The sequence below is a fragment of the Haloarcula ordinaria genome (genome assembly GCF_029338275.1).
Lineage (GTDB): Archaea > Halobacteriota > Halobacteria > Halobacteriales > Haloarculaceae > Haloarcula > Haloarcula ordinaria.
On the sequence record NZ_CP119789.1, the window covers coordinates 388,092 to 410,572 of the forward strand.

Consider the following 22,481-nt stretch of genomic DNA (forward strand, 5'->3'; position numbering starts at 1 on the left):
GCGGAGGAGACTGCGGGACTACGGCTCGTCGCTCCCCTGAGCGTAGACCACGACCTCGCCGGCCCCTGTGACGGAGACCGTGAGGTCCTCGTACGGGAAGAGGACCGCACACCCACCCGATTGCTTGGGACTTCGAACCAGCGAATCCAGCGCGTCGGAGTTGAGCAGGTCGTACAACGGCCCGATGTCGGACGGGTCACAGCCCCTGACGTCGGCCAGGACTTCGGCGATACCCGTACTCGGGTCTACCGTCGACCAGTCGAACTCCTGTCTCGCGATCTCGACAGAATCCGACGTGTGGATGTCAGCCATGGTCTCAATTGCGCTCATCTTGTCGTCACCTACGTACCATTTGTATCTGGATATACATATACTCACCTCAACATTATCAGTGAGAGAAATAGCCCCGGAACGGAAGCGACAGACGCTCTCCGGCCTACAGGCCGGCGACGTCCTCGATGGCGTCGGTGAGTTCTGTGATGCTCTCGACGGTGTGTTCACCCATGTGACCGATTCGGAACGACTCCTCGCTCAGGTCGCCGTAGCCACTGGAGAAGACCATGTCGTACTGTTCCGAAACGCCCTCGACGGTTGCGGCCACGTCGATGTCCTGCGTGTTCTCGACGCAGGTCACCGTCTGGGACTCGTAGCCGTCCTCGGGGAAGAGCCCGAAGTGCTCGCGGGCCCACTCGCGGGTGTATTCGGCCATCTCGCGGTGGCGCTGGTCGCGGGCGTCGTGGCCCTCCTCGAGCATGTGTTTCATCTGCTTGCGGTAGGCCAGCATGATGGGGATGGCGGGCGTCGAGTGGGTCTGGCCCTTCCGGTCGTAGTAGTCCAGACAGCGCTGGAAGCCACCGTACCACGATGCGGACTCCTTCTCCAGTTCGCGCTCGTATGCGGCGTCGCTGACGGTACAGACGGCGAGGCCGGGGGGCATCGCGAAGGCCTTCTGCGTCGAGGTGAAGATGCAGTCGATGTTGTGTGCCTCGATGTCGACGAAGTCCCCGCCGAGACAGGAGATGGCGTCGACGACGAAGTAGGTGTCCGGATAGTCACCGAGCAGGTCGCCGATCTCCTCGACGGGGTTGCGGACGCCGGTCGACGTCTCGTTCATCACCACGCCGACGGCGTCGTAGTCCGTCTCGCCGTCTTCGAGCGCGTCGCGGATGTCCGCGGGCTTGACGGCCTGCCCCCAGTCGTACTCGATGCGGTCGACGGTTTTGCCCAGGCGCTCGGCGACGTTGGCCTGGCGCTCGCTGAAGCTGCCGGAGGTCGCACAGAGCATGTTGTCGTCGACGAGATTGAGCGTCGTGGCCTCCCAGAACTCCGTCCCCGAGGCAGTGAGAACGATGGTCTCGTTGTCGGTGCCGAGGAACTCTTTGGTGTCCTCGACGATGGTCGTATAGAGGTCGGTCATCCGGTCCATCCGGTGGCCGAACATCGGCTGGGCCATCGCCTCGATGACGTCGTCGCGGACTTCGGTGGGACCGGGAAGGTACAGCGTCTTCTCGGGATAGTCGTCGGTATATTCGCGTTTTTCGGTCACGGGTGACACCTTGGTACCTCCCCCCTCGTAGTGCGGTGGTATGGTAGTTTTGATACCGGCGTGGCTCAGGCCTCGAGTCGCTCGCGGACGCGGCGGGCGACAAAGAGCGCGAGCGCGGCGTACACCACCGGCCCGACGAGGACGCCGATACCGACGGCACGACCCGAAAACGCGGCGAACAGCCAGAGGAGGAAGGGGACGAGCGCGAGCAGCTGGGCGCCGCGGTCCACGGCGTCGGCGACCGTCTCGCGCTGGGCGGTCAGGTAGCCGACGCCGACGACGGCGACCAGATAGAGGAGCGTCGTCCCGGGCGGTGAGACGATTGGGAGCGTGAACAGGGCGATGGCACCGACCACGATACCGACGGCCCGCTGGCCGTACTCGCTGTCACCGACGAGGACCATGAGGTCGTCCGAGTCGCTCCGTTCGAGGACCGCCGCCAGGTCGTTCCCGTTCGCGTCGACCGGCTCCGCGAAGTCGGCGCCACAGTGCATACACCAGGAGGCCGTCGCGCTCACTTTCTCGTTGCAGTGGGGACAGCGGGGGTCGGAACGCATTGTATCTTCTGTCGCCCGTCGTGAAGTTAGCCGTTTGGGTCCCTGAGTAGGATATATCGTGGGGTAGCGACTATCGAACGCGCTCTCGGGTTCGACCCGTCTCGGTTACAGACCTTGCTCGAAGGGTAGTGTGTAGTTTCGAAAATAGGAGTGCAGACAGCCAGAAAGCCCCCGCGTTCTCAGCTTTGGTTCGCGGGCAAGGGGCCCGCTCACCAGGACGTGGGACCGGAGGTCCCACGCCACCCGCGGCTCGCTGTGCGCTTCCTTCGCTCACGGTGTTCGCTCAGTCCAGTGCTTGCGTCGTCCTCAGAAATCGGGGGTTTCTGGTGGGCTGCGCAAGAGCGCTGCTCTTGCGAACGCCGGGGTTCGCTGAGAACGCGGCCCCTTTCAGTCCCGCCCAGGCTGGCTGACCACCCGGTTTCGGGTGGGACTGAAAGGGGCGACCCGCTGGACGACGGCGGACGACGCAAGCACCGCAGGAGTGAGCGGAGCGAACGACGAGGAGCGCAGCGAGTCCCCCGAGTCCAGCGGGTCGGGGCTTTCTGGCTGTTCACTACCGAGGTTTCTTAACTAAACACTACGGCTCGAAGAGGGCGCACATTCAAATCGGAGTACGAACAACGGAGAGATATGGACTGGGTCGAACGGGCCGGGGACCTCCTGTACGACGGGGAGGCCATCGAGACAGAGGTCCGGGTCGGGTCGGGGGGCGTCGTGGTGACCAGCCACCGCCTGCTCGCGTTCACGCCCGACCGGGAGGGGCCGAACTACCGGACGGTCGACCGACCGAACGTGGAGGGCGTCGATGTGAGAACCAGCGGGGAGGGGGAGTTCCTCGAACAGGGTATCAAGGCGCTGGTGGTCGGCGTAGTACTGGTCGGGGCCGGGCAGGTCGTCAGTCTCGACAGCATGGTCGAGGGAATCTCGCTTGGCTCGGGCGAGGCGGCCGGCGCCGTCGGTCTGGGACAGATGATGGGGCTGCTCGGCGGGCTGCTCACGCTGCTCGCCCAGCTCGACGACCTCATGCAGCTGTTCGGCGGGCTGGCGCTGGCGCTGTCCGTCGTCGTCCTCGGCGTCTACGCGTGGAGTCGGGAGCGCGTCCTCGTGGTCGGCGTGGCCGGCGGCGAGGACATCGTACTGTCCGCCCCCGACGACGAGGACGTCGTCGACCAGGTCAGAGCAGCCGTCCTCCCCGGCGACGCACCCGCCGACGCCGCCCGGTCGACACCCGTCGACGACCTGCTCCCGTGACGTTCAACTCCGCCGAGCGCCAACCGTGGAGTGATGGACGCGAAGGCGGTCCGGGAGCGAGCGGGCGGACTACCGCGAGAGCCCGGCGTCTACCAGTTCGAGACCGGCGAGGAGCGGGTGCTCTACGTCGGGAAGGCCGTCGATTTGCGCAGTCGCGTCCGCTCGTACGCGGACCCGCGGAGCACGCGCATCGCGAAGATGGTCGGACGGGCCGACCGCATCGACTTCGCGGTGACCGACACGGAGACCCAGGCGCTCCTGCTGGAGGCGAACCTCATCAAGCGCCACCGGCCGCCGTACAACGTCCGCCTGAAGGACGACAAGTCCTATCCGCTGGTGCAACTGACCGACCACGCCGTCCCGCGCATCGAGGTGACCCGCGACCCCGAGGAGGGCGCGACGGTGTACGGCCCGTTCACCGACAAGGGGCGCGTCGAAGTGGTCATCAAGGCGCTCCGCGAGACCTACGGCCTCCGGGGCTGTACGGACCACAAGTACAGCACGCGCGAGCGTCCGTGCCTGGACTACGAGATGGGCATCTGCACCGCTCCGTGTACCGGTGAAATCGACGCAGCGGACTACGCCGAGGACGTCGAGTCGGTGACGCGGTTCTTCGAGGGCGAGACGGGCATCCTCTCGGACCCGCTCCGTCGCGAGATGGAGGCCGCCGCCGCGGCCCAGGAGTTCGAGCGGGCCGCGAACCTGCGAGATAAACTCGACGCCGTGGAGGCGTTCCACAGTGGCGGTGACAGCGCAGTCAGCGACTCGACGTACTCGGAGACGACCGACGTGCTGGGCGTTGCCGTCGAAGGCGAGAAGGCCATCGTCGCCAGACTACACGCAGAGAGCGGCAAACTCGTGGACCGCTCCCGACACACGCTCGACGCACCGGACGGCGAGGGGGCGGCAGGCGTCTACCGGGCCTTCATCCCCCAGTACTACGCCGAACGCGAACTGCCCGACGCCATCCTCTGTGCCGAGGACCCCGCCGACGCCGAGCTGGAGGGGTGGCTGGCGAGCGAAGGTGTGGCCCTGCGAGTCCCGGGCGCGGGCCGCGAGGCGACGCTGGTCGACCTCGCACTGAAGAACGCCCGACAGCGGGGCGGGAGTGACGACGACGTGGGTCGACTCGCCGACGCGCTGGGCATCGACCGCCCGGAGCGAATCGAGGGGTTCGACGTGAGCCACGCTCAGGGGCGGAGCGTCGTCGGGTCGAACGTCACGTTCGTCGACGGCCACCCGCAGAAGTCCGGCTACCGCCGGAAGAAGCTCACCGAGCGCAACGACGACTACGCGAACATGCACGACCTGGTCCGGTGGCGAGCCGTTCGTTCCCTCGAAGGCAGGGACGACCGGGTCGACCCCGACCTGTTGCTCATCGACGGCGGCGACGGCCAGCTCGGGGCGGCCCGGGACGCGCTGGCCGAGACGGGGTGGGAGGTCCCGGTCGTCGCGCTCGCGAAAGACGAAGAGCTCGTCATCACGGCCGACGGCGTCTACGACTGGCCAGACGACGCCCCCCACCTCCACCTGCTCCAGCGGGTCCGGGACGAGGCTCACCGCTTCGCCGTCCAGTACCACCAGACGCTCCGGGACGACGTCTCGACGGCACTCGACGACGTGCCCGGTATCGGGCCGAAGACGCGGACTCGCCTGCTCCGCCGCTTCGGCAGCATCGACGGCGTCCGGGGGGCGTCGCTGGCGGAGCTGACCGCCGTCGACGGCGTCGGCGAGGCCACGGCGGAGACGATTCGCACGCGGCTGAACTGATTTCGTATAGCAGATAGCGATACATCACGGAGATCGAGCGAACTTGTGGCAACTGCTCGAAAACGCCGGATAATCGGGTTACAGCCGTCTTCGGGCGAGACGTGAACTACGAACTCCGCTGGTCTCGCGCTGACAGTGCTGCTGGTCGCGCTCTCGTTCGGTGTCGAAGTACTGCTTGGCGTCTGGTGGCCGGCGGAACCCCCCGCGCTGCTCGTCGGTGGACTGGCTGATTCTTGGGCGACACCGGTATGGTACCAGTTTGCGACCGACACTACCGACTGGGAGGAGTGGGGCAGCCGCCGGCGACGCTGTGCTCGCTGTAGGCAGACGAGCAGACCGCTACGTCGGTGACACGGTCGGTCTCATCGACCGGGTAGTCGTAGGAAGCGACTGGGACGGGCCGACCGTCCAGCTCCTGCCGGTCTGGCATGGTGCGTTACATCGGAACGGGCAATGACTGATTGTGGGCGGAGGAAATCACTCGAAGGGGGTTCTGGGCGGTATTGAGGGCTCTCTGTACCGATATCGTTTCGCCGGACGCTGGCGAGTGTCTGACGCTGTACATCGCCTGCCGCTATACGAAATCGATTCCACGCCGAAGCGTCCCGACACAGAACGACCCGGCAGCTCGGCGACGTCGCTGACCGACGGCATCCGAGGGCGAGGGGTCACCGAAGCGATTTCTACGGGCATCACCTATGCTCGGCCATGCACACGGGACGGCGGGTCGCGATGGCAGTCGTCGGGGTCGCGTCACTCTGTGTCTACGTGCTGGCGGCAATCGTGGGCTATCGGCTGATCGTCGAACTGTGGGCCCGTCGTCCCTCGCCGGCGGTCGCAGCGGCGGCGATTCTGTCGGGTGCCGTCATCTTCGGCCTGGTGAGTTACTGGGCCGGAACGGCACAGCTCAAGCGGTCGCTGGACGCGGTCGAACTCCCCTACGCCCGTGCGCCGGGTGTCTATCAGCGATTGGCGTGGCTCACCGAGCGGATGGACGTCCAGCCGCCGAGCCTGCTCGTCGCGCGCCTCCCGGTCCCGAACGCGTTCGCGATCGGCGGGTCCCAGGGTGCCATCGTCGTCGACAGGCGGCTGTTCGGGTTCCTCTCAGGTGAGGAGCTGGAGGCGCTGCTGGCACACGAGCTCGCTCACCTCGAGAATCGGGACGCGCTGGTCCAGACCATCGCCTACAGCCTCTTTCAGAACCTCGTCGGCCTCCTCGTCCTCCTCGTCCTCCCGGTGGCCGTCCTCGCTGGCGGTGTCGCACGGGCGCTGGCGCTGATCCGTGGCACGCCCGAGCGGTGGTCGGAGTCACAGCTCGGACGGGTCCAGCGCAACGCACTGGGGGTGGTCAGCCTCGTCGGGTTGGCGCTGACACTGGTCGTGCTCGCGTACTCCCGACGACGGGAGTGGGCCGCCGACGACCGGGCGGCGACCGTCACCGGGAACCCGCTCGCGCTCGCCCGCGCGCTGCGGAAGATAGAGCGCGCCTCGACGCCGGACCTGGGGCTGTTGACCCCGCTGTACGTCCACGGCGAGGACGACAGCCCCCTGTCGCAGTGGCTCTCGACGCACCCGCCGATGGACGATAGAATCGAGCGACTCGTCGAGCGGGCCGACCGCGAGCGGACGGGACGGTTTCGGGGCTGACTACGACGGGAACAGGTCTCGGAGCGTCGTCCGGAGGTCCTCGCTCCCCGGCGTCTGGGGCACCTGCTGGACGACATCGGTCTGCAGGTGACGTATTGCCTTCGAGGGCTCGATTTCGTCGAGCAACCGTCCGTACTTCAGCGCAGCCCGTGGGGAGACGTCGAACAGGAGGTCGCGCTTTCCCACGAGCGAGTGGGTTATCGAGAGCGTCTCGACGGCGGCGGAGACGAACGCCGCGCGGTCAGCCGGGGACCCGACGTCGGCGAGTGCCTGCTCCAAGAGTGTCTCGAGGGCGTCTTCGCGGTCGTGGATAGCCGGCGGGTCGTCGAGATACGTCGTCCCGTCGGGGAGTTCCGGGAGCATCCCGCGACGCGGGGCATACGAGAGGACAGCACCGGTCAGCGGCGTGGTCGAATCCGGCAGCGGGGCGTCGAGACGTTTCGAGGGGCTGGTGTCTGTGAAGACGACGAGGACGTTGGCGGGTTCGCCGGAGATAGCCTCCTCGTCCTCCGTCCCTGGACGCTCGAACCCCCGATTGACGGCTTCTCGCAGCGTCGGTGGGACTGGCCCCGTATCACCCCGGAGTTGGACGTGGAGAACGACCGGACCGGCTGCGCTCTCGTCGAGAATCGCCCAGAGTGTCGGCACCGAATCCCGGGCGCTCGTCGACAGCTGATAGCACGGACAGCCGGCGTCGGCAGCCAGGAGCCGAGCGAGCGAACTGCCGCGCCAACCGGTCAGGTCGGCGACGTAGATCCAGGGGAGTGAGAAGACGGGGCCGACCGCGGCGTCGCCCTCGCTCGGGTCGAGCGAATCGGGCACCAGGTCGAGATACTGCGCCAGCGACTCGCGTTCGGGCGCGAAGTAGTCGCCGGCGGCGTCGGGAAGCGACGCCTCGAGTCGGCAATGGGGCGGAAGGTCGGGCATGCGCGCCTTTCGACCGTCTCGGGCAAAACGATGCTGCTCCACGAAGAGCGCTAGCGAAGCGCCGGGGCGCACCGCAGAAGTCGATTCGATATAGCGGATAACAGTATATGGACTGGAAAGCCCGAGCTGGACGAAACGCCGCAAGACGGCCCTGAGGACGGCAGAGCGGCACTGAACGGCCGGCTGAGATCCAGTCTTCAGACGCCGCTACCAGCCTCGCCAGAACGTCGCCCCAGCCGTCAGTCACGGTGACGTCCCAGGCAGAGTCGAGTCGCTACCGTGGCCGCATCGGAACCTGGTCAAGACCACCAGAGTTCTCCGGAGAAGTGGCGACTCCGGCGAAGAACAGGACTTGGTTGTGACAGCGATGCCCGCGAGCGCGTCCAAGGGAGGGCCGGCCGGTTGCTCCCGAGCCACGGGTGTACAGGGATGAGAGTGAGTCGTAGTCCCAGAATCGAGGGCGGCTGCCGTGGCTAGATATCAGTCTAACGAGTGGACGCCGAGCATCGGGCACCGCTCGTCGGGAGGTCCCACGGCGACAGTTGCGGTGGAGCACCAGACCGGGTACGGACTGTCGGAGGCCCTCTGCGGAGCCCGAAGACCGGCACCACGACGTGAGGAACGGCTCGTCGGTCGGCTGCTCACAGGGGATAAAACAGGCATGCGGCTGCCCGTCGAGCGGTCCGCGTCGGAGCAGCTTGCGTCCAGAAAGCCCAATTCGACAGTTTAGGGTAGGCTTCGACCGAATTCAGCGGTGAATCTGTGGACCGGGAGATATTCATTATATATCAGATATCGCTATATCAAATCTCAGCCGCTACTGCTGACGTCCTTCGAGTCCCGTGCATTCGCACTCCGTCGCTCGTGGAGCCCAGACACCTCTGCATTGGGGGGAGTCACCGAGACGAAGAGGCGCAAGTCGGGCGACCGTCACTCCGCGCTGGTCGTCCGCGAGAGCAGTGCGTCCGTGATGGTGTCGGCCCGCTGGATCAGCACCGAGCCGAGGATACTCATCACGAGCACGTAGCCGACGGTGAACGCGGGGATGACGGTTCCCAGTCGGCCGGTGCCGATGCTGGCGGCCAGCGTCGCGAGGACGAGCGAGAACTCGCCCCGCGGGACCAGTCCCAGGCCGACCCGTAACGACCGCCGTCGAGTCAAGTCGTAGACGCGACCCGAGAGGGTGCCACTGACGAACTTGGCCAGAGTCGTCAGGACCACAGCCGCGCCGACGAGGGCGGCGACGCCGGCGACGAGTGTGACGTCCGTCGTCAGCCCGATACTGAAGAAGAACACCGCTGCGAAGATGTCCCGGGCGGGCGTGACGACGTGTTCGATGCGCTCGACGTGGCTGGTCTGGCTCAGGCCAGTGCCGAGGAAGAACGCGGCGACAGCCTCGCTAACGCCAAGTGCGAGCGCCGCGCCGGCGACGAGCGTCGTCAGCCCGACGATGCGGAGCACGAACAGCTCGTCGGAGGTGGTCGAAAAGACCCGGTCGAGCCACCCCGCGCCGTACCACGCGATGGCGGCGAGACCGCCGAGGAAGAGGAACGCCGTTCCGACGGAGATGACGGCCTGGCGGAGGCCACCGCCACCGGTGATGGCTGCGAGCAGGGCGAGGTACACCGCGATGAGGATGTCTTCGAAGACGAGTGTCCCGAGGATGGGGCTGGACTCGTCGTTGGCGATCCACCCTTCCTGGATGAGCGACTTGGTGATGACGGCGCTCGAAGAGATGTAGACGATGCCGGCGAGGAACAGCGTCTCGACGATGGGCCAGCCGAGGGCGAGGCCGATGGCCGCACCGACGCCGAAGTTGATCAGGAAATCGATGCCGCCGACGGCGGTGATACGCTTGCGGTCCTGGAGGAGCTGGTCCACGCTGAACTCCAGACCGAGGAAGAACAGGAGGAAGACGACGCCCAGCTCCGCCAGCACGTCGATGAACTCTCTGTCGCCGACGAGGGCGACAGGCAGCCCCAGTATGGATGTCGGTTCGTTCGGACCGAGGACGATGCCGACGACGATGTAGGCCGGGATGACCGAGAGGGTGCTCCGGGTCGCCAGTCCACCGGCGATAGCGATACCGGTGAGCGCGATGCCGACCTCCAGCAGCAGCTCGGCCATCAGTCTTCGTCCGACTCGACCAGGCGTTCCAGGGCGTCGAGCTCCTCCCGCGTGCCCAGCGCCACGAGGATGTCCCCCGCGTGGAACGTCTCGTCGGGGTCGGGGTTCGGAATCGTCTCCGATTCCCGCTGGATGGCGATGACGGAGGCACCAGACCGCTTTCGCAGGTTCGCGTCGGCGAGCGTCTGGCCCTCCAGGCCACAGCCCACCTCGACGTCGACCCACTCGATGATGGCGTCGCCGAGCGGGACTTCGACGTCGCTCAGTTCCACCGGCTGGAAGTACGCGCCCTGGATGATGGCACCGACCTCGCGGGCGCGCTGCCCCGAGAGGGTAAAGAGGCGCTCGGCGTCCGCGTCGGGACTGGTCTTGTGGAAGAACTCGCGTTTGCCGTCGTGGTGCATCACCAGGACGAGCCGCTCGTCGCCGTCGAGATCGACTTCGAACTTCTTGCCGACGCCCGGCACGTCAGTCTCGTAGACGGTCATACAGATGCAACTCGCGGCACGAAAATAAACATCCGGTCCCCGGTCACTCGACCGAGAGAACCTCGACCTCGAAGGTGAGCGTCTCGCCGGCCAGGTCGTGGTTGAAGTCGACGCGGACGACCTCGTCGTCGGTATGCGAGACGGTCCCCGGGAGCCCCTGTTCGGTCTGAATCTGCATGCCGACCTCGGGCTCGTGGCCCTCGACCATCGCCGCGAACTCGTCGGCGTCGTAGTCGATGACGCGGTCGTCGCTGCGCTCGCCGTAGGCCGCTTCGGGCGGGATTGTCACCGTGTCGGTGTCGCCTTCGTCCATCCCTTCGAGGGCCTCGTCGAGCCCATCGATGACCTTCCCAGCCCCGACCTCGAACGTGAGCGGGCTGAACTCGCGGCGCGTCTCCAGGCCGGCCTCCTCGGCGACCGCCTCGCGTGAGGTGTCGAAGACGGTGTCGTCGTCGTGACGGCCGACGTACTCGATGGTGACGGTGTCACCTGCTGTGATTGGCATACGGACGGGACATCGGGACGAGGGATAAGCCGTCTGGTCGCGAAGCGAGTCACGGACCGAACAGCCGACGGCCGTGCCGGTAGCACAGCGCCAGGGAGAGCCCCCAGAGGAGGTGCCCGACGAACGCGAGTGCCGTCAGGTTCGGCAGCCCGGCGTCGATGCCGACCAGTCGGAGCCACACCGGCATGACTACGCCGGAGGCGACCAGCCACAGCGCCGTCGCCCACGCGAGGCTGACGCCGTAGTACCGGACGTACTCGCCGTGCCGTCGGGGAGTGACCGCGACGAGGGCGGCGTAGACGAGACCGAAGACGACGCTGTGGAACTGGTGGGTAATCCACGCGACCCAGGCGTCGGTCGCGCCGTAGAGCGCGCCGATAATCGGGATGCCACCACCGAGGACGTAGAACGGAATCGCCATCATCGCGCCGGCGAGCAGCGACGCGCCGACTGCGATGGCGGTCTCGGTCCAGGAGATGCCGTAGGTGGTGTCCGTCGAGTCGGTGGCCGACGTGTCGGTGTCGGCCCGCGGGAGGGCAAGCGAGATGGTCGTGCCGTCGTCGGTGACCGTCGCGTCGACGTCGGCCCCGTAGCTATCAGCGAGCAGGCGGACGAAGTTCAGCCCGAACCCGGTCGACCGGTCGCTGTAGTCGGCGATCTCGCCCCGCTCGATGAGGGCCTGCTGCGTCGGCGGGAGTCCGGGCCCGTCGTCGGTGACGTCGAGCGTCACCCGGTCGGCGTCGGTCGAGAGGGTGACCTCGACGACCGGCGTATCGCTGTGGCTGTAGGCGACGGCGTTCTCGACCAGGTCGGCGACGACGTGTTCGAGCAGTGGATTGGCCCAGACGGTCACGTCGGCCGCCGAGTCGGTCTCGACGACGTACCGTGCGTCGGGGAACTGCCGCCGGACGGACTCGACCGCCTGCTCGACACAGGGCACGACGGCGACGGCTTCGAGCCCGTCGCCCGACCGACTGCCCCGCGTGATGTGTTTGACGTTCTCGACGGTCGTTCGCACGTCGCCCGACCGCCGGTCGATGGCGTCGAGCGTCGCGTCCGTGAGCTCGCCCTCGTTGCCCCGCGCGACCTCGACGCGGCCTCGGATGACGGTCAGGGCGTTGAGGACTTCGTCCCTGAGGAGGCGGTTGACCATCACCGACCGATTGGCCTCCTGTCTGAGTTCGTACCGCTGGCGCTCGGTGTTGGCGGCGTAGACGCCCGTCAGCGCGCCGCCGACGCTCCCGCCGATGAGGAAGTTCGAGAGGTACGCCTGCGACCGGGCGGACATGAACCCGCCGGGGCCCGTGCTGCCAAGCAGGGTCAGGACGACGAGGAGGAACATCGCCGTCGTCCCGGCGAGACACCAGAGTGTGACCGTCCGAACGAACGAGCGCTCGAACTCCCCGACGACGAGGGCGACGCCGAACGCCGCGAGCGCCAACCCCAGGACGAGCGGGACGATACCGGCGATGACGAACGAGGTGGGGTCGTCGTAGGCCGCGAGCGTGACGGTAAAGCGCGTGAGGAAGAAGCCGAGTCCCGCGACGACGAGGCCACTGAGCGCGAACCTGTCGCGGACCAACGATTCAGTCGTCATAGCTACGTTCCAGTCTCCGGTAACCCGATAGCGTCGATATTGTTACCATCTACCGTAGACTTACTAGTGCTTTTCGGGAGTTAGCTCCACTCGTCCGAGACAGCCCGAGTCACGAGGGCAGAACGGAGTCGAGAACCCACACCCCGGCGTCAGCGCTCGGACCGGGGTGCCGGGACGCCGTCGTCGTCTCCGCCGCCGTCGAGGTCGAACTCCTCGCGCAGCTCGCGGATGCGGTCGCGGATGTCGGCAGCGAGTTCGAACTCCAGGTTGTTGGCGGCCTCCTGCATCCGCTCTTCGAGGTCGGCGACCATGACGGCCGCCTCGTCGGCATCGCTGGCCCCGTCGCTGGAGACGCCGCTGGTGTCGGTCTTGCTCCCCGGCAGGTTCGTCTCGCCGATGGCCTTCTCGATGGTCGTCGGTTCGTGGCCGTGTTCCTCGTTGAACTGCTGCTGGATGCGCCGCCGGCGCTGGGTCTCCTCGATGGCGGCGTTCATCGCGTCGCTTCGCTCGTCGGCGTAGAGGACGACCTCGCCGTTGACGTTCCGGGCCGCCCGACCCATCGTCTGGACGAGCGTCGTCTCCGACCGGAGGAACCCCTGCTGGTCGGCGTCGAGGATGGCCACGAGCGACACCTCGGGGATGTCCAGGCCCTCGCGCAAGAGGTTGATGCCCACCAGCACGTCGATATCGCCCAGGCGGAGCGAGCGGATGAGCTCGTGGCGCTCCAGCGTGTCGGTCTCGTCGTGCATGTAGGCGACGTCGACGCCTGCCTCCTCGATGAACTCCGTGAGGTCCTCGGCCATCCGCTTGGTGAGCGTCGTCACAAGCACGCGCTCGTCGCGCTCGATGCGGTCGTCGATGCGGGCAAGCAGGTCGTCGACCTGGCCCGTCGCCGACGCCACCTCGACGGCGGGGTCCACGAGGTAGGTCGGCCGGACGATCTGCTCGACGATCTGCCCGCTCTCCTCGCGCTCGTAGTCGCCCGGCGTCGCCGAGACGTACAGCGTCCGGTCCGTCTTCTCCTCGAACTCCTCGAAGGTGAGTGGCCGGTTGTCGAATGCCGTCGGAAGGCGGAAGCCGTTCTCGACGAGACTCTCCTTGCGGGACTTGTCACCCGCGAACTGCCCGCGGATCTGGGGCAGGGTCTGGTGGGACTCGTCGACGACGGTCAGGAAGTCGTCGGGGAAGTAATCGAGCAGGGTGTAGGGTGCCTCGCCGGTCTCGCGGTCCGAGAGGTGGACCGAGTAGTTCTCGATGCCCGAGCAGTAGCCCGTCTCCTGCATCATCTCGATGTCGAAGCGGGTGCGCTCCTCGATGCGCTGGGCGGCCACGGCGTTCCCCTGGCGCTCGAAGTAGCGGATGCGCTGCTCTAAGAGTTCCTCGATCTCCCCGATAGCGCGTTCGAGGCGCTGTTCTGGGATGGAGTAGTGTTCCGCCGGGTGGACCAGCGCCGCGGGTTCCTCGCGGACGACCTTCCCTTCCAGGGGGTCGACCTTCAGCATCCGGTCGATCTCGTCGCCCCAGAACTCCACGCGCAGCGCGTAGCGGCCGTACATCGGGTAGATTTCGAGCGTGTCACCGCGCACGCGGAAGGTGCCCTGGGTGAAGTCGACGTCGTTGCGCTCGTAGTTCAGGTCGACCAGGTGGCCAAGCAACTCGTCGCGGTCGATCTCCTGGCCGACCTCCAGCGACAGCGACATGTCGACGTAGTTGCGCGGGTCACCCAGACCGTAGATAGCCGAGACGGAGGCGACCACGATGACGTCGTCGCGGGTCAACAGCGAGCGGGTCGCGGAGTGGCGCAGGCGGTCGATCTCGTCGTTGATGGAGGCGTCCTTGTCGATGAAGGTGTCTGTCTGCTCGACGTAGGCCTCGGGCTGGTAGTAGTCGTAATAGGAGACGAAGTACTCGACGGCGTTGTCCGGGAAGAGGTTGCGGAACTCCTCGTACAGTTGCGCGGCGAGCGTCTTGTTGTGAGCGATGACGAGCGTCGGCGCCTGCAGCTCCTCGACGACCCACGAGACGGTGTTGGTCTTGCCCGACCCCGTCACGCCCAGCAGGGTCTGCTTGTCCATCCCGTCGCGATAGCCCGCGGCGAGTTGCTCGATGGCCTCGGGCTGGTCGCCAGCGGGCTCGAACGGTGCGTCGACCCGGAACTCGGTGTCCGCGTCCGGGCGGTCGATGGAGAGTGGGCCACCGGCGTCGGTCATTACCAGAGGGTAGGGCTGGAACGTCTTGAGCAGTACGCTCTCCCGGTCGGGTCAGCAGACCGGCTTGGGGTTGACGCCCAGGTTCTCGAGCGTCGAGAAGAACTCGTCGTAGGCCGCCTCGATGACCGCATTCGCACTCTCCTGAGCGCGCTCCCAGTCCGCGTCGTCCGCACAGACGATATCGAGCAGGTCGGTGACCTCCTCGCGCAGGTCGAGGACGTCGCTCCCGGCGCTGCGGAACGTGCTCGCGGTCTGTGGGTCGGCCTGCCCGGTGAAGAAGCCGGTCAGCTGTTCTTTGACCTTCTTGTCGACGAGCGTCCAGCCCAGCAAGCCGCCCAAGCGCGCGGCGGTGCCGTCGATGTCGTCGAGCGGGTCGTGCATCGCCGGCGTCCAGTCGGCGGGGTCGGCGTCGAGCGCGTCGAGCCGGGCGCTGGCGTCGTCTGCCGCGTCAGCGAACAGTGCTGCCGCCTCCGCGTGGTTCTCGTCGTCGGCCCAGGCCGCGAACGTCTCGCTGGCGGCGGCCTCGCGGGCGGCGGCCGTCGCGTAGACGGTCTCCTCGTCCATCTCGCCGCGCGTGTCGGCGTAGAGCAGCTTCGAGGAACCGATACGCGAGAGTTCGGTCTGCTGGTCGTCGGTGACGTCGTCGATGAGGGCCGCTGCATCCATACGTGCCACTGCGGGCGGGCCGTGCTTGTAACCATCGTTGGCGTGTCCGAGACCTCCGTGAAAACACGCGGCGTGGGCACTCGAACGCGTCGTGGCTGAGGGGAGTAAGCCCCCTTCTGTTCGGGCCGGCATTCGGCTCAGCGGCCACGTCCGAGCGCTCGCGCGCGGTGTCGAACTACCTGTCGACGCAGCCTTGCACCGGAGAGGATTCGCCGTTCCATCGGTCCGTCGCGAGCGTGGGGCGTCGAAGACGGCCCACGGGTAGCCCTCGGTGGGTTAACTCCCTCTTCCTTCGGCAGCGTGGGGCGTCGAAGACGGCCCACGAAAGCGTGGGGCGCGTCAACGGTCCACGGCGGCCTCGGTCGGGGTTCGCGCACCTCATCGGTCTCGCGACGACGTGTCGTTGCTGTTCCATCGCCGACGGTCTCCCGCCCCGGGCTTGCGCCCGGTCACCTGTTCGACGGGTGGGGGGACTTTCCTCATGCCTCGCGGCACGGGAGCCGGCCTCCCTCTGCCACCTGAGCGTAGACGATTGGCGCCGATAAGGCTTGCCACCCACCTTTTTCCACGGGGGCTCGCGCTCGCCGCCGGCGACCGCTCAACCCCCGCGCAAAAATCTGGACCAAAAAAGCCGGTGCTCGCTGCGCTCGCGACCGGGGAACCGGCGGCTTCGCCGCCGGATGCTTGCGTTGGCCTGCCTGTCCCCGGCGCCGGCGACGAGACGCCGGCGCGGCCACGCCTGCCTCGCGGTCAGTCACTCGTCTCGACGGTGACCCGGAAGAGCGCGTCCGCGGGCGTCAGTTGCAGGTCGCTGCGGACGTAGTACCGGGTCCGGTCGGCGCCGTCGGGGAGCCGGACCGCCGACGGGGCTTCGACGGTGGCGTTCATCGTGACCGGGCCGGCGTCGTCGGCCTTCGTCACAGCCCGGTGGACCGGCGAGGCGAACTCGAAGTCGTCGTGCCGGTGGACCGTCGCGTCCGCCGGGACGCTGTCGACGGGGGCGGCGGTCACGGTGACCGACACCGGCTGGTCTGACGGGGCGGCTCCGCCGGTGGTAAAGAGGAACCCCGTGACCACGAGGAGGGCACCCAGGAGGACGGCAATCAGCGGGCGGAGCGCCCTGGCGTCGGCGTTCGGGGAGGGCACGTGACGCATAGCTGGCGGTCGGAACGGGTCGTGGGAGTGTCTTGTGGTGGCTAGAGGGGACAGTCGCGTCCCGGCCCCGTCACTCGACGGACTCGACCACGGAGACCCGCCGGTCAGCGTCGACGGTCACCCGGTAGCCGGCGTAGTTGAACGTCACCTGACCGTTCGTGCGGTCGCCCGCGAAGATAGCGTCGAGCGCATCCGGGTCGACAACATCGTTCAGACCGGGAAGCGCCGTCGGAGTCGTCCCCGCCACCTCGGCGACCGCGTCGACGACCGCACGGCTCGTCTCGCTGACCGCTCTGTGTTGCGTCTGTGCTCGCGATTCTCCCGCCTCGGTCCCCACCTGTGAAGACATGACAGGTGTTGCTTATGTTCAATCAGGTATAAATTCGCGTCAGACGCCAGTCAGACGCCCGGGTCGTCACCGCGGTGCCAGTTCGACCGTGATTCCGTCGACGTAGTGGGTCGCCGTGGTCTCCCAGATGACGCTCGTCCCGACGGCCAGCCAGAGCGTGTCCGTCGCCAGTTCCGGGGTGGCCCACTCGAACTCGTAGGTGCGCCAGCCCTCGGCGAGCCACAGCGATTCGCGCAGGCCGCCGAAGGGCGTCTCGCCCTGGCCGGTGGTGTTCTGCTGTGGTTGCGGGAAGTCCTGCTCCGTCTCGGGCGGCTCCGGACCGAGCCGAACGACGGCGTCCCGGATGGAGTTGAACGACTCCGATTCGCTCCAGAACTCGGCGGTCACGGTAGCGGTGTAGGCCTGCCTCTGCTCGGCCGACATCGGGTGGACCGCCCAGCAGGTGCCGTCGTCGTGGTCCCCCTCGTTGACGATGCGGAGGCTCTGCTCGCCCTCGGCGGCCTGCTCGTCCGAGACGTCGATGGTCCACTCGAAGTCGGCGAGGTCGACCTCCGGACCGATGGCCGCCGCCGTCTCCCACTCACCGAGGCCGTCTTCGAAGCCCTCGGTGAAGGCAGGGCCCTCGGACTCGCCGAGACAGCCGGCAGTCCCGACCGCCGCGAGCGCGAGGCCCGTCCGGAGGAAGGGTCGTCTGTGCATACAGACCAATCGCTCGGCTGATACTTAAGTGCTGGACGCCCCCAGCGGGACGGGGAAGCCGTCGCCGACCAGGCGTCAGTCGTCGGAGGGGAGCGGCTCGCCCTTGCCGTTCGTCGGCGCGGGCGAGGCGTCCATCGAATCGTCCTCGGCGTAGGGGTACCACGTCATCTTCGTGTTGTGCATGAACGGGTCCTCGTAGTCGGTCTCCTCGGGCTCGACGAGGTCGGCGAGCGTCTCCTCGTCGCGGGCCTCGACGAAGTCGCGGAAGGTCTCGTCGTCTGCCCGATGCGATTTGAAGTTCTCGACGAGGTTCTTGATGGCACCGGGCACCTCGTCGGCGGGGACGCGCAGCTCGACCCAGTCCGCGAAGCGCGGGTCGTCGCCCAGGCCGCCGCCCAGGCCGATGTCCAGCGCCTCGACCGGTTCGCCGTCCTTGCGGGTCTTCATGCCTCGCAGGGAGACGTCGGCGATCTGTGGCTGGGCGCAGGAGGCCGTACAGCCCGAGAGGTGGATGTGGAACTCGTCGTGGTCCGCGGGGAGCGTGACGTTGTCCTTGAGCCAGCGGGCGTAGCGGACCTGGCGGTTCTTCGTCTCCACGATGGAGAGCGAGCAGAACTCCGAGCCCGTGCAGGCGATGGAGCCACGCATGAACGGCGAGGGGTCGGGCGAGTAGTCCTCGAGCAGGTCCGCGGCGAGGAAGTCGTCGAGGTTCTCCTCGGGGATGTCCGTGACGACGACGTTCTGGCGCTGCGTCAGGCGTACCTCGCCGGAGCCATACTCGTCGGCGAGGTCGGCCAGTGCCAGCGTGTCGTCGGCACCCATCCGACCGACGAGGACGTTCAGGCCGACGTAGTAGTTGCCGTCGGGCTGTTCGGTGACGCCGACGTGGTCGTTGTGGCCGGCCTGCGTGCCGGTGTTGTAGGTGTACTGGTCGCGCATGTCCTCGCCCGCGGTGGGCAGTTCGAAGTCGACGAACTCGGCCTGGAGGACCTCGCGCATCTTCTCGGTGCCCCACTCGTCGACGAGGAACTTGATGCGGGCGTTGAAGCGGTCCTCGCGGTCGCCGTATTCGCGGAAGAGCGCGGACATGCCGTGGGCGACGTCGGCGGCCTGTTCCGGCGGGACCCAGACGTCCAGCGAGCGCGCGAGTCGCGGCTCCTTCCGGGAGAGCCCGCCGCCGACGCGGACGTTGAACCCGAGTTCGCCGTCCTTTTCCGCAGGCTCGAAGGCGAGGTCGTTGATGTCGCCCTGGCCACAGCCCTCGTCACAGCCGGTGACGGCGACTTTCCACTTCCGGGGGAGGTTCGCGTAGTCGTCGTTGCCCTTGAACGTCTCGTGGAGGTCCTCGGCGACCGGCCAGGCGTCGATGTGCTCGTGCTTGTCCTTGCCGGCCACGGGACAGCCGACAATGTTGCGCCAGGAGTCGCCACAGGCCTGCTGGGTCGTCAGCCCGACGGACTCCAGTTTGTCGAAGATCTCGGGGATGTCCTCGAGTTTGATCCAGTGCAGTTGGATGGACTGGCGCGTCGTCCAGTCACAGTAGGCGTCGCCGAACTCGGGGTTCTCGGCGGGGCCGGTCGCGTACTCCTTTGCGACCTCGCCGATGACCTCCAGCTGTCCCGGCTCGATGACGCCGTTCGGCGTCCCGATGCGCATCATGAAGTACGACTCCTGGCCGGAGCGCTGGTGGTACAGGCCCCACCACTTGAAGCGCTCGAACCAGGCGTCGTGTTCGTCCTCGGGGATGGCGTCCCACCCCTGCTCCGCGAACTCGAAGAGGTGCTCGCGGATTTCGTTACCGTAGACTTCGTCCTTCCAGTTCTCTACCTTGGTCGGCATGGATTGTCGTACGCGAACCTCTAGAGAGCCACCGTTATACCACAATGCTTGCCGTCAACCGTCTCCTCCACTCCCGGGAAACGGAGAAAGTTGCCTACTCGTCGGAGCGGGCGAGTCGGGTGCGTTTCGCCGGAAAATGGACGCTGTCGTGGACGACGCCGAAGAACTCGCCCGACTCCGGGTCTACGACGCGACCGACGGTCAGCCAGTCCGTGACCCCGCTGGCCCCACAGGCGATACACTGCCCGGCGATACGCGCCTGGATGTCCGGGTGGTCGACGCTGACTTCGACGAACCCCTCGGCGAGGAAATCGGTCGGTTCACACCCGCAGAAGTCGCTTCGTGCCAGCAGCCACAGGTCCGAGACGTTCACCTCGCGGGAGTCGTTCACGGATATCCAGGCCCCGTCGTCAAGCTGATGAACGTCGGTCGGCATTACAGCCCGGTAGAATCCCGGCGTACCTTAGCCCGTCGCCGAGTGCAAGTTTCACCGGCGTCCGGGACGCTCCCGCCACGTTTGGCGGTGTCTATCAGAGACCCGCGCGACGGAGCACCGGTGAGACCGTGCACGAGATAACGGCGGCTGTTGCCCCTACGTCGCAGTGCTGGTAGTTGTTACAGCTGAGAGCGTCGTTAAGAGGGCAGGGGCGATACGGTTGGATACGACATGACCGGGCCACTCCCGGTCGCCGCAAAGAGACACGATGACCCAAGCACGACAGACCCACGACGAGCGAGACGCCGAAGCAAGCGCAGCCGCCGAACCGACCCCAGCCGACCACCTCGAGGACGTCGAGGACGGCGCTGGCTGTACCGAGATCTGGGAGCACCTGAGCGAGGAACGCGAGCGCTCCGGCGACGACTGACGGGACGCTTTTATGAATCGGTCGCTAATCCACTACTGATGTCAGAGAGGCCCGACGATCACGAGCCGTCGACCGACCGGAAGTCGCCGGTCGGGAAGCCGGTCATCCGTGGCGATCCGGCGCTCACCGGCCAGCGGGCCAAAGAGGCCGTCGAGTTCGACCCGGACGACCCCGAGAGCCTCTCGCTCGCGGCCGAGACGGTCCGCCGGTTCTCCGAGAACACCGCCGGCGCCGACGACAACGTCTACATGCTCCGGGGCGCCGCGGCGTGTGCGGCGCTGGTCCGTGGCGAAGGGTCGTACAAGGACGCCGCCGCCCGTGCCGGTGGCGAGGCCACCGTCTCGTTCATCCGCAAGTGGTCCCGCGTCCACGACCTCCCGCGCTCTATCCGCATCCACGTCGCGAAAGGCGAGATCGCCCCGACGGCGGCCAAGCACATCGCTCGCGTCTCCGGCGAGGCCCGCCTCCTGCTCGCGTGGGCCGCACTCGACCACGACCTCACGGTCCGCCAGATTCGAGCGGTCGCCAGCAGCGTCAACGACGGCGCGTCGGTCGAGGCCGCCCTCGCGGAGGCGGGATACACGCTGGGCGAACTCACCGTTCGCATCGACCGCGACGCCTACTGCAAGCTCCGCCGCCGTGCTGCCCTGGACGCTACCGACCCGAGCACCGTCATCACCGACGCGCTCGAATCGGCGCTCGGCGACGGACCGTAAGGCCTTAGCCGCCACTCCCCCCAGCGAATATCGTGGGCCGGTAGCTCAGTTAGGCAGAGCGTCTGGCTTTTAACCAGACGGTCGGGGGTTCAACTCCCTCCCGGCCCGTGAGTACCCCGCGAGCGACAGCGAGCGGTATCGAACGACGGCAGGACGGAGTTGAACGACGGCACGAGCGAACGGAGTGAGCGACGTGCAGGTGGTTCAACTCCCTCCCGGCCCGCCACCGACAGACCACCTGCCGGCCGAGACCGGTTCATTTACCACCGCGTCCGTGTACAGAGGCGATATGAACATCCTCTCGGACTACGTCACGGACACGCTCGAACCGCTCGGTATCGGTGTCGGGGCCTTCCTGGTCCTGGCCGCGCTGGGGACTATCGCCGGTGCGCCGTGGGCCACGCACGCCGCCATCACCTCCGCAGTGGTCCAGGTGCTCGGGTCGGTACTGATGGCCATCCTCGGGCTCGGACTCATCTACGTCAGCTGGGCCGGCGGCGAGTAAGCACGGGGCGGCGGCACTGGCAACGAACGGAAAGCGAGACGCCAGAAGTGATTCTCTCGGTGCGACCGCCAGTCGTCAGCCGCGGTTGGGGAGGTAGGCCATCCCGATCATCAGCACTGCGGCGATACCGCTCAGAATCGAGACGCCCCAGAGGCCGTTCGTGCGCTCGTGGAAGTAGTCCTGCTCTGCGAGCGTCGTCTGGTACTGCGGGTACTCGTCGCTGCTGACGACCTGGACCGTGCTGTGGTCGGGGAAGTGTGCGAAGAACTGCTGGCCGCTCAGTGTGACGTTCCCACCCTCGCTGAGTTCGCGCGTCCGCTGTTCGGGCGCGGTCCACTCGAGCGTCGCACCGCTGGCCGAAACAGACGTGACGGTGGCGTCGAACGTCCCGCTGTCGGTCGTGACCTCGTAGGTGTCGCCCGTGGAGAACTCGCGGGTCCGTGGCTCCGGGAGCCACTCCTCGACGGGGACCAGCGTGTTGTTCTCGCTGTAGACGACAAAGTCGGTGCCGTTCTGGGTCGCGAGCGAGTTGCGCACCGCCGGGTCCTCGCGGAGCAGCCGGGAGACGTTGAACTGCTCGCGCAGCGTGACGGTCCCGGTCTCGTTGTCGGCCAGCACGAGGTAGCTGTCGTTCTGGTAGGTCGTCGTGGTGTTGTGCTCTAAGGAGGAACTGAACCGTGCCGACTCGTTCGTCCAGGTCAGGTCGGCGACCATCGACCCGCCGCCCCCGTGACCGCCGCCACCGCCCGCCATGTGGATATTCGAAGCAGTGTACGTCGTCCCGTCGACGGTGAACGTACTCTCGTTGGTCAATTCAGCCGTCTCGTCGAGATTCACCTCCGGCCGCTGGCTCTCCGCGACGCCAATGTACGCGTAGGCTGCGACACTGACGACGAGGAAGAACACGAAGTATGCCGCCGCGGCTCGTCGTTGCATATCCGAACGGTCAGTCGGCGCGCGGTTTAATGATTACTTTTCGGCTGGATGGTCGGCAGCGGCCGAGCGACCCGGTGCGAGCCGGCTCGGTTCCGTCTCCGGGTCCGCGTGTGGGCAACACATCA

At 67.0% G+C, this 22,481-nt stretch carries 22 protein-coding genes, 1 tRNA gene and 1 other RNA gene; 7 read left to right on the forward strand and 17 right to left on the reverse strand.

The window, feature by feature from the left end:
- Nucleotides 1-18: 18 nt before the first annotated feature.
- The 3 genes from P1L41_RS02040 to P1L41_RS02050 form a co-directional block, all read right to left on the reverse strand.
- Complete coding sequence (locus P1L41_RS02040) at nt 19-330, reverse strand: HalOD1 output domain-containing protein (RefSeq protein WP_276297220.1); 312 nt, start codon at nt 328-330, stop codon at nt 19-21.
- A 106-nt stretch (nt 331-436) separates the two neighbouring features.
- Nucleotides 437-1,546 carry a pyridoxal-phosphate-dependent aminotransferase family protein gene (locus P1L41_RS02045; RefSeq protein ID WP_276298485.1) on the reverse strand — a complete coding sequence of 370 codons (1,110 nt, stop codon included), beginning with the start codon at nt 1,544-1,546 and terminating at the stop codon, nt 437-439.
- 65 nt (nt 1,547-1,611) lie between these two features.
- Nucleotides 1,612-2,103 (reverse strand): zinc ribbon domain-containing protein, encoded by a 492-nt coding sequence (locus tag P1L41_RS02050; RefSeq protein WP_276297221.1) that lies wholly within the window; start codon nt 2,101-2,103, stop codon nt 1,612-1,614.
- A 630-nt stretch (nt 2,104-2,733) separates the two neighbouring features.
- Between P1L41_RS02050 and P1L41_RS02055 the strand changes: the two genes are divergently transcribed.
- From P1L41_RS02055 to P1L41_RS02065, 3 genes are all read left to right on the forward strand, one after another.
- The gene (locus tag P1L41_RS02055) at nt 2,734-3,354 is read left to right on the forward strand and encodes a hypothetical protein (RefSeq protein ID WP_276297222.1); all 621 of its coding nucleotides are present in this window, start codon (nt 2,734-2,736) and stop codon (nt 3,352-3,354) included.
- 33 nt (nt 3,355-3,387) lie between these two features.
- Nucleotides 3,388-5,124, forward strand: coding sequence for an excinuclease ABC subunit C (locus P1L41_RS02060; protein WP_276297223.1), 1,737 nt, complete (start codon nt 3,388-3,390; stop codon nt 5,122-5,124).
- Nucleotides 5,125-5,832: 708 nt separating this feature from the next.
- Nucleotides 5,833-6,771, forward strand: coding sequence for a M48 family metallopeptidase (locus tag P1L41_RS02065; RefSeq protein ID WP_276297224.1), 939 nt, complete (start codon nt 5,833-5,835; stop codon nt 6,769-6,771).
- On the opposite strand, the gene P1L41_RS02070 is transcribed toward P1L41_RS02065, so the two are convergent.
- The 13 genes from P1L41_RS02070 to P1L41_RS02130 form a co-directional block, all read right to left on the reverse strand.
- Nucleotides 6,772-7,698: a hypothetical protein gene (locus tag P1L41_RS02070; protein WP_276297225.1), complete on the reverse strand. Its 927-nt coding sequence runs from the start codon at nt 7,696-7,698 to the stop codon at nt 6,772-6,774. It lies immediately after the preceding gene.
- 930 nt (nt 7,699-8,628) lie between these two features.
- On the reverse strand, nt 8,629-9,825 hold the full coding sequence (locus tag P1L41_RS02075; protein WP_276297226.1) for a cation:proton antiporter: 1,197 nt from the start codon (nt 9,823-9,825) through the stop codon (nt 8,629-8,631).
- Entirely contained in the window at nt 9,825-10,313 is a 489-nt protein-coding gene (locus P1L41_RS02080) for a cation:proton antiporter regulatory subunit (RefSeq protein WP_276297227.1), read from the reverse strand. Before P1L41_RS02080 ends, P1L41_RS02075 begins: the two co-directional genes overlap by 1 nt.
- Nucleotides 10,314-10,356: 43 nt before the next feature.
- Complete coding sequence (locus tag P1L41_RS02085; RefSeq protein ID WP_276297228.1) at nt 10,357-10,818, reverse strand: FKBP-type peptidyl-prolyl cis-trans isomerase; 462 nt, start codon at nt 10,816-10,818, stop codon at nt 10,357-10,359.
- A gap of 49 nt (nt 10,819-10,867) precedes the next feature.
- Complete coding sequence (locus tag P1L41_RS02090) at nt 10,868-12,415, reverse strand: ATP-binding protein (protein WP_276297229.1); 1,548 nt, start codon at nt 12,413-12,415, stop codon at nt 10,868-10,870.
- A gap of 149 nt (nt 12,416-12,564) precedes the next feature.
- Nucleotides 12,565-14,625, reverse strand: a complete 2,061-nt coding sequence (gene uvrB, locus P1L41_RS02095) for an excinuclease ABC subunit UvrB (protein WP_276297230.1) — start codon at nt 14,623-14,625, stop codon at nt 12,565-12,567.
- A gap of 51 nt (nt 14,626-14,676) precedes the next feature.
- Nucleotides 14,677-15,291 carry a rubrerythrin family protein gene (locus P1L41_RS02100; protein ID WP_276297231.1) on the reverse strand — a complete coding sequence of 205 codons (615 nt, stop codon included), beginning with the start codon at nt 15,289-15,291 and terminating at the stop codon, nt 14,677-14,679.
- Nucleotides 15,292-15,384: 93 nt separating this feature from the next.
- Nucleotides 15,385-15,807, reverse strand: an RNA gene (gene rnpB, locus P1L41_RS02105) — RNase P RNA component.
- A gap of 234 nt (nt 15,808-16,041) precedes the next feature.
- Complete coding sequence (locus tag P1L41_RS02110) at nt 16,042-16,446, reverse strand: hypothetical protein (RefSeq protein WP_276297232.1); 405 nt, start codon at nt 16,444-16,446, stop codon at nt 16,042-16,044.
- Nucleotides 16,447-16,516: 70 nt separating this feature from the next.
- Nucleotides 16,517-16,795: a DdfA family disk-determining factor gene (locus tag P1L41_RS02115; protein WP_276297233.1), complete on the reverse strand. Its 279-nt coding sequence runs from the start codon at nt 16,793-16,795 to the stop codon at nt 16,517-16,519.
- Nucleotides 16,796-16,861: 66 nt separating this feature from the next.
- Nucleotides 16,862-17,494: a hypothetical protein gene (locus tag P1L41_RS02120; protein WP_276297234.1), complete on the reverse strand. Its 633-nt coding sequence runs from the start codon at nt 17,492-17,494 to the stop codon at nt 16,862-16,864.
- A gap of 75 nt (nt 17,495-17,569) precedes the next feature.
- Nucleotides 17,570-19,333 carry a nitrite/sulfite reductase gene (locus P1L41_RS02125; protein WP_276297235.1) on the reverse strand — a complete coding sequence of 588 codons (1,764 nt, stop codon included), beginning with the start codon at nt 19,331-19,333 and terminating at the stop codon, nt 17,570-17,572.
- Nucleotides 19,334-19,427: 94 nt separating this feature from the next.
- A complete protein-coding gene (locus P1L41_RS02130) occupies nt 19,428-19,769 on the reverse strand; it encodes a DUF8134 family protein (protein ID WP_276297236.1) in 342 nt (113 codons plus the stop codon).
- Between the two features lie 268 nt (nt 19,770-20,037).
- Here P1L41_RS02130 and P1L41_RS02135 point away from each other — a divergent pair, with 268 nt between their 5' ends.
- The 4 genes from P1L41_RS02135 to P1L41_RS02150 all read left to right on the forward strand — a co-directional run bounded on the left by P1L41_RS02135 (nt 20,038) and on the right by P1L41_RS02150 (nt 21,420).
- On the forward strand, nt 20,038-20,199 hold the full coding sequence (locus P1L41_RS02135) for a hypothetical protein (RefSeq protein ID WP_276297237.1): 162 nt from the start codon (nt 20,038-20,040) through the stop codon (nt 20,197-20,199).
- A 38-nt stretch (nt 20,200-20,237) separates the two neighbouring features.
- Nucleotides 20,238-20,915 (forward strand): DUF7119 family protein, encoded by a 678-nt coding sequence (locus tag P1L41_RS02140; protein ID WP_276297238.1) that lies wholly within the window; start codon nt 20,238-20,240, stop codon nt 20,913-20,915.
- Nucleotides 20,916-20,949: 34 nt separating this feature from the next.
- Nucleotides 20,950-21,023: transfer RNA gene (locus P1L41_RS02145), tRNA-Lys, on the forward strand.
- A gap of 181 nt (nt 21,024-21,204) precedes the next feature.
- Nucleotides 21,205-21,420: a DUF8123 family protein gene (locus tag P1L41_RS02150; protein ID WP_276297239.1), complete on the forward strand. Its 216-nt coding sequence runs from the start codon at nt 21,205-21,207 to the stop codon at nt 21,418-21,420.
- A gap of 75 nt (nt 21,421-21,495) precedes the next feature.
- Here the strand turns inward: P1L41_RS02150 and P1L41_RS02155 are convergent, their stop codons facing one another.
- A complete protein-coding gene (locus tag P1L41_RS02155) occupies nt 21,496-22,356 on the reverse strand; it encodes a hypothetical protein (protein ID WP_276297240.1) in 861 nt (286 codons plus the stop codon).
- Between the last annotated feature and the right edge of the window lie 125 nt (nt 22,357-22,481).

Coding starts and splice junctions, on each gene's coding strand:
- P1L41_RS02080 (WP_276297227.1), bottom strand. CDS start 10,313: ATGACCGTCTACGAGACTGACGTGCCGGGCGTCGGCAAGAAGTTCGAA.
- P1L41_RS02050 (WP_276297221.1), bottom strand. CDS start 2,103: ATGCGTTCCGACCCCCGCTGTCCCCACTGCAACGAGAAAGTGAGCGCG.
- P1L41_RS02040 (WP_276297220.1), bottom strand. CDS start 330: ATGAGCGCAATTGAGACCATGGCTGACATCCACACGTCGGATTCTGTC.
- P1L41_RS02075 (WP_276297226.1), bottom strand. CDS start 9,825: ATGGCCGAGCTGCTGCTGGAGGTCGGCATCGCGCTCACCGGTATCGCT.
- P1L41_RS02060 (WP_276297223.1), top strand. CDS start 3,388: ATGGACGCGAAGGCGGTCCGGGAGCGAGCGGGCGGACTACCGCGAGAG.
- P1L41_RS02130 (WP_276297236.1), bottom strand. CDS start 19,769: ATGCCGACCGACGTTCATCAGCTTGACGACGGGGCCTGGATATCCGTG.
- P1L41_RS02100 (WP_276297231.1), bottom strand. CDS start 15,291: ATGGATGCAGCGGCCCTCATCGACGACGTCACCGACGACCAGCAGACC.
- P1L41_RS02120 (WP_276297234.1), bottom strand. CDS start 17,494: ATGCACAGACGACCCTTCCTCCGGACGGGCCTCGCGCTCGCGGCGGTC.
- P1L41_RS02070 (WP_276297225.1), bottom strand. CDS start 7,698: ATGCCCGACCTTCCGCCCCATTGCCGACTCGAGGCGTCGCTTCCCGAC.
- P1L41_RS02155 (WP_276297240.1), bottom strand. CDS start 22,356: ATGCAACGACGAGCCGCGGCGGCATACTTCGTGTTCTTCCTCGTCGTC.
- uvrB (WP_276297230.1), bottom strand. CDS start 14,625: ATGACCGACGCCGGTGGCCCACTCTCCATCGACCGCCCGGACGCGGAC.
- P1L41_RS02135 (WP_276297237.1), top strand. CDS start 20,038: ATGACCCAAGCACGACAGACCCACGACGAGCGAGACGCCGAAGCAAGC.
- P1L41_RS02090 (WP_276297229.1), bottom strand. CDS start 12,415: ATGACGACTGAATCGTTGGTCCGCGACAGGTTCGCGCTCAGTGGCCTC.
- P1L41_RS02125 (WP_276297235.1), bottom strand. CDS start 19,333: ATGCCGACCAAGGTAGAGAACTGGAAGGACGAAGTCTACGGTAACGAA.
- P1L41_RS02110 (WP_276297232.1), bottom strand. CDS start 16,446: ATGCGTCACGTGCCCTCCCCGAACGCCGACGCCAGGGCGCTCCGCCCG.
- P1L41_RS02115 (WP_276297233.1), bottom strand. CDS start 16,795: ATGTCTTCACAGGTGGGGACCGAGGCGGGAGAATCGCGAGCACAGACG.
- P1L41_RS02055 (WP_276297222.1), top strand. CDS start 2,734: ATGGACTGGGTCGAACGGGCCGGGGACCTCCTGTACGACGGGGAGGCC.
- P1L41_RS02085 (WP_276297228.1), bottom strand. CDS start 10,818: ATGCCAATCACAGCAGGTGACACCGTCACCATCGAGTACGTCGGCCGT.
- P1L41_RS02065 (WP_276297224.1), top strand. CDS start 5,833: ATGCACACGGGACGGCGGGTCGCGATGGCAGTCGTCGGGGTCGCGTCA.
- P1L41_RS02150 (WP_276297239.1), top strand. CDS start 21,205: ATGAACATCCTCTCGGACTACGTCACGGACACGCTCGAACCGCTCGGT.
- P1L41_RS02140 (WP_276297238.1), top strand. CDS start 20,238: ATGTCAGAGAGGCCCGACGATCACGAGCCGTCGACCGACCGGAAGTCG.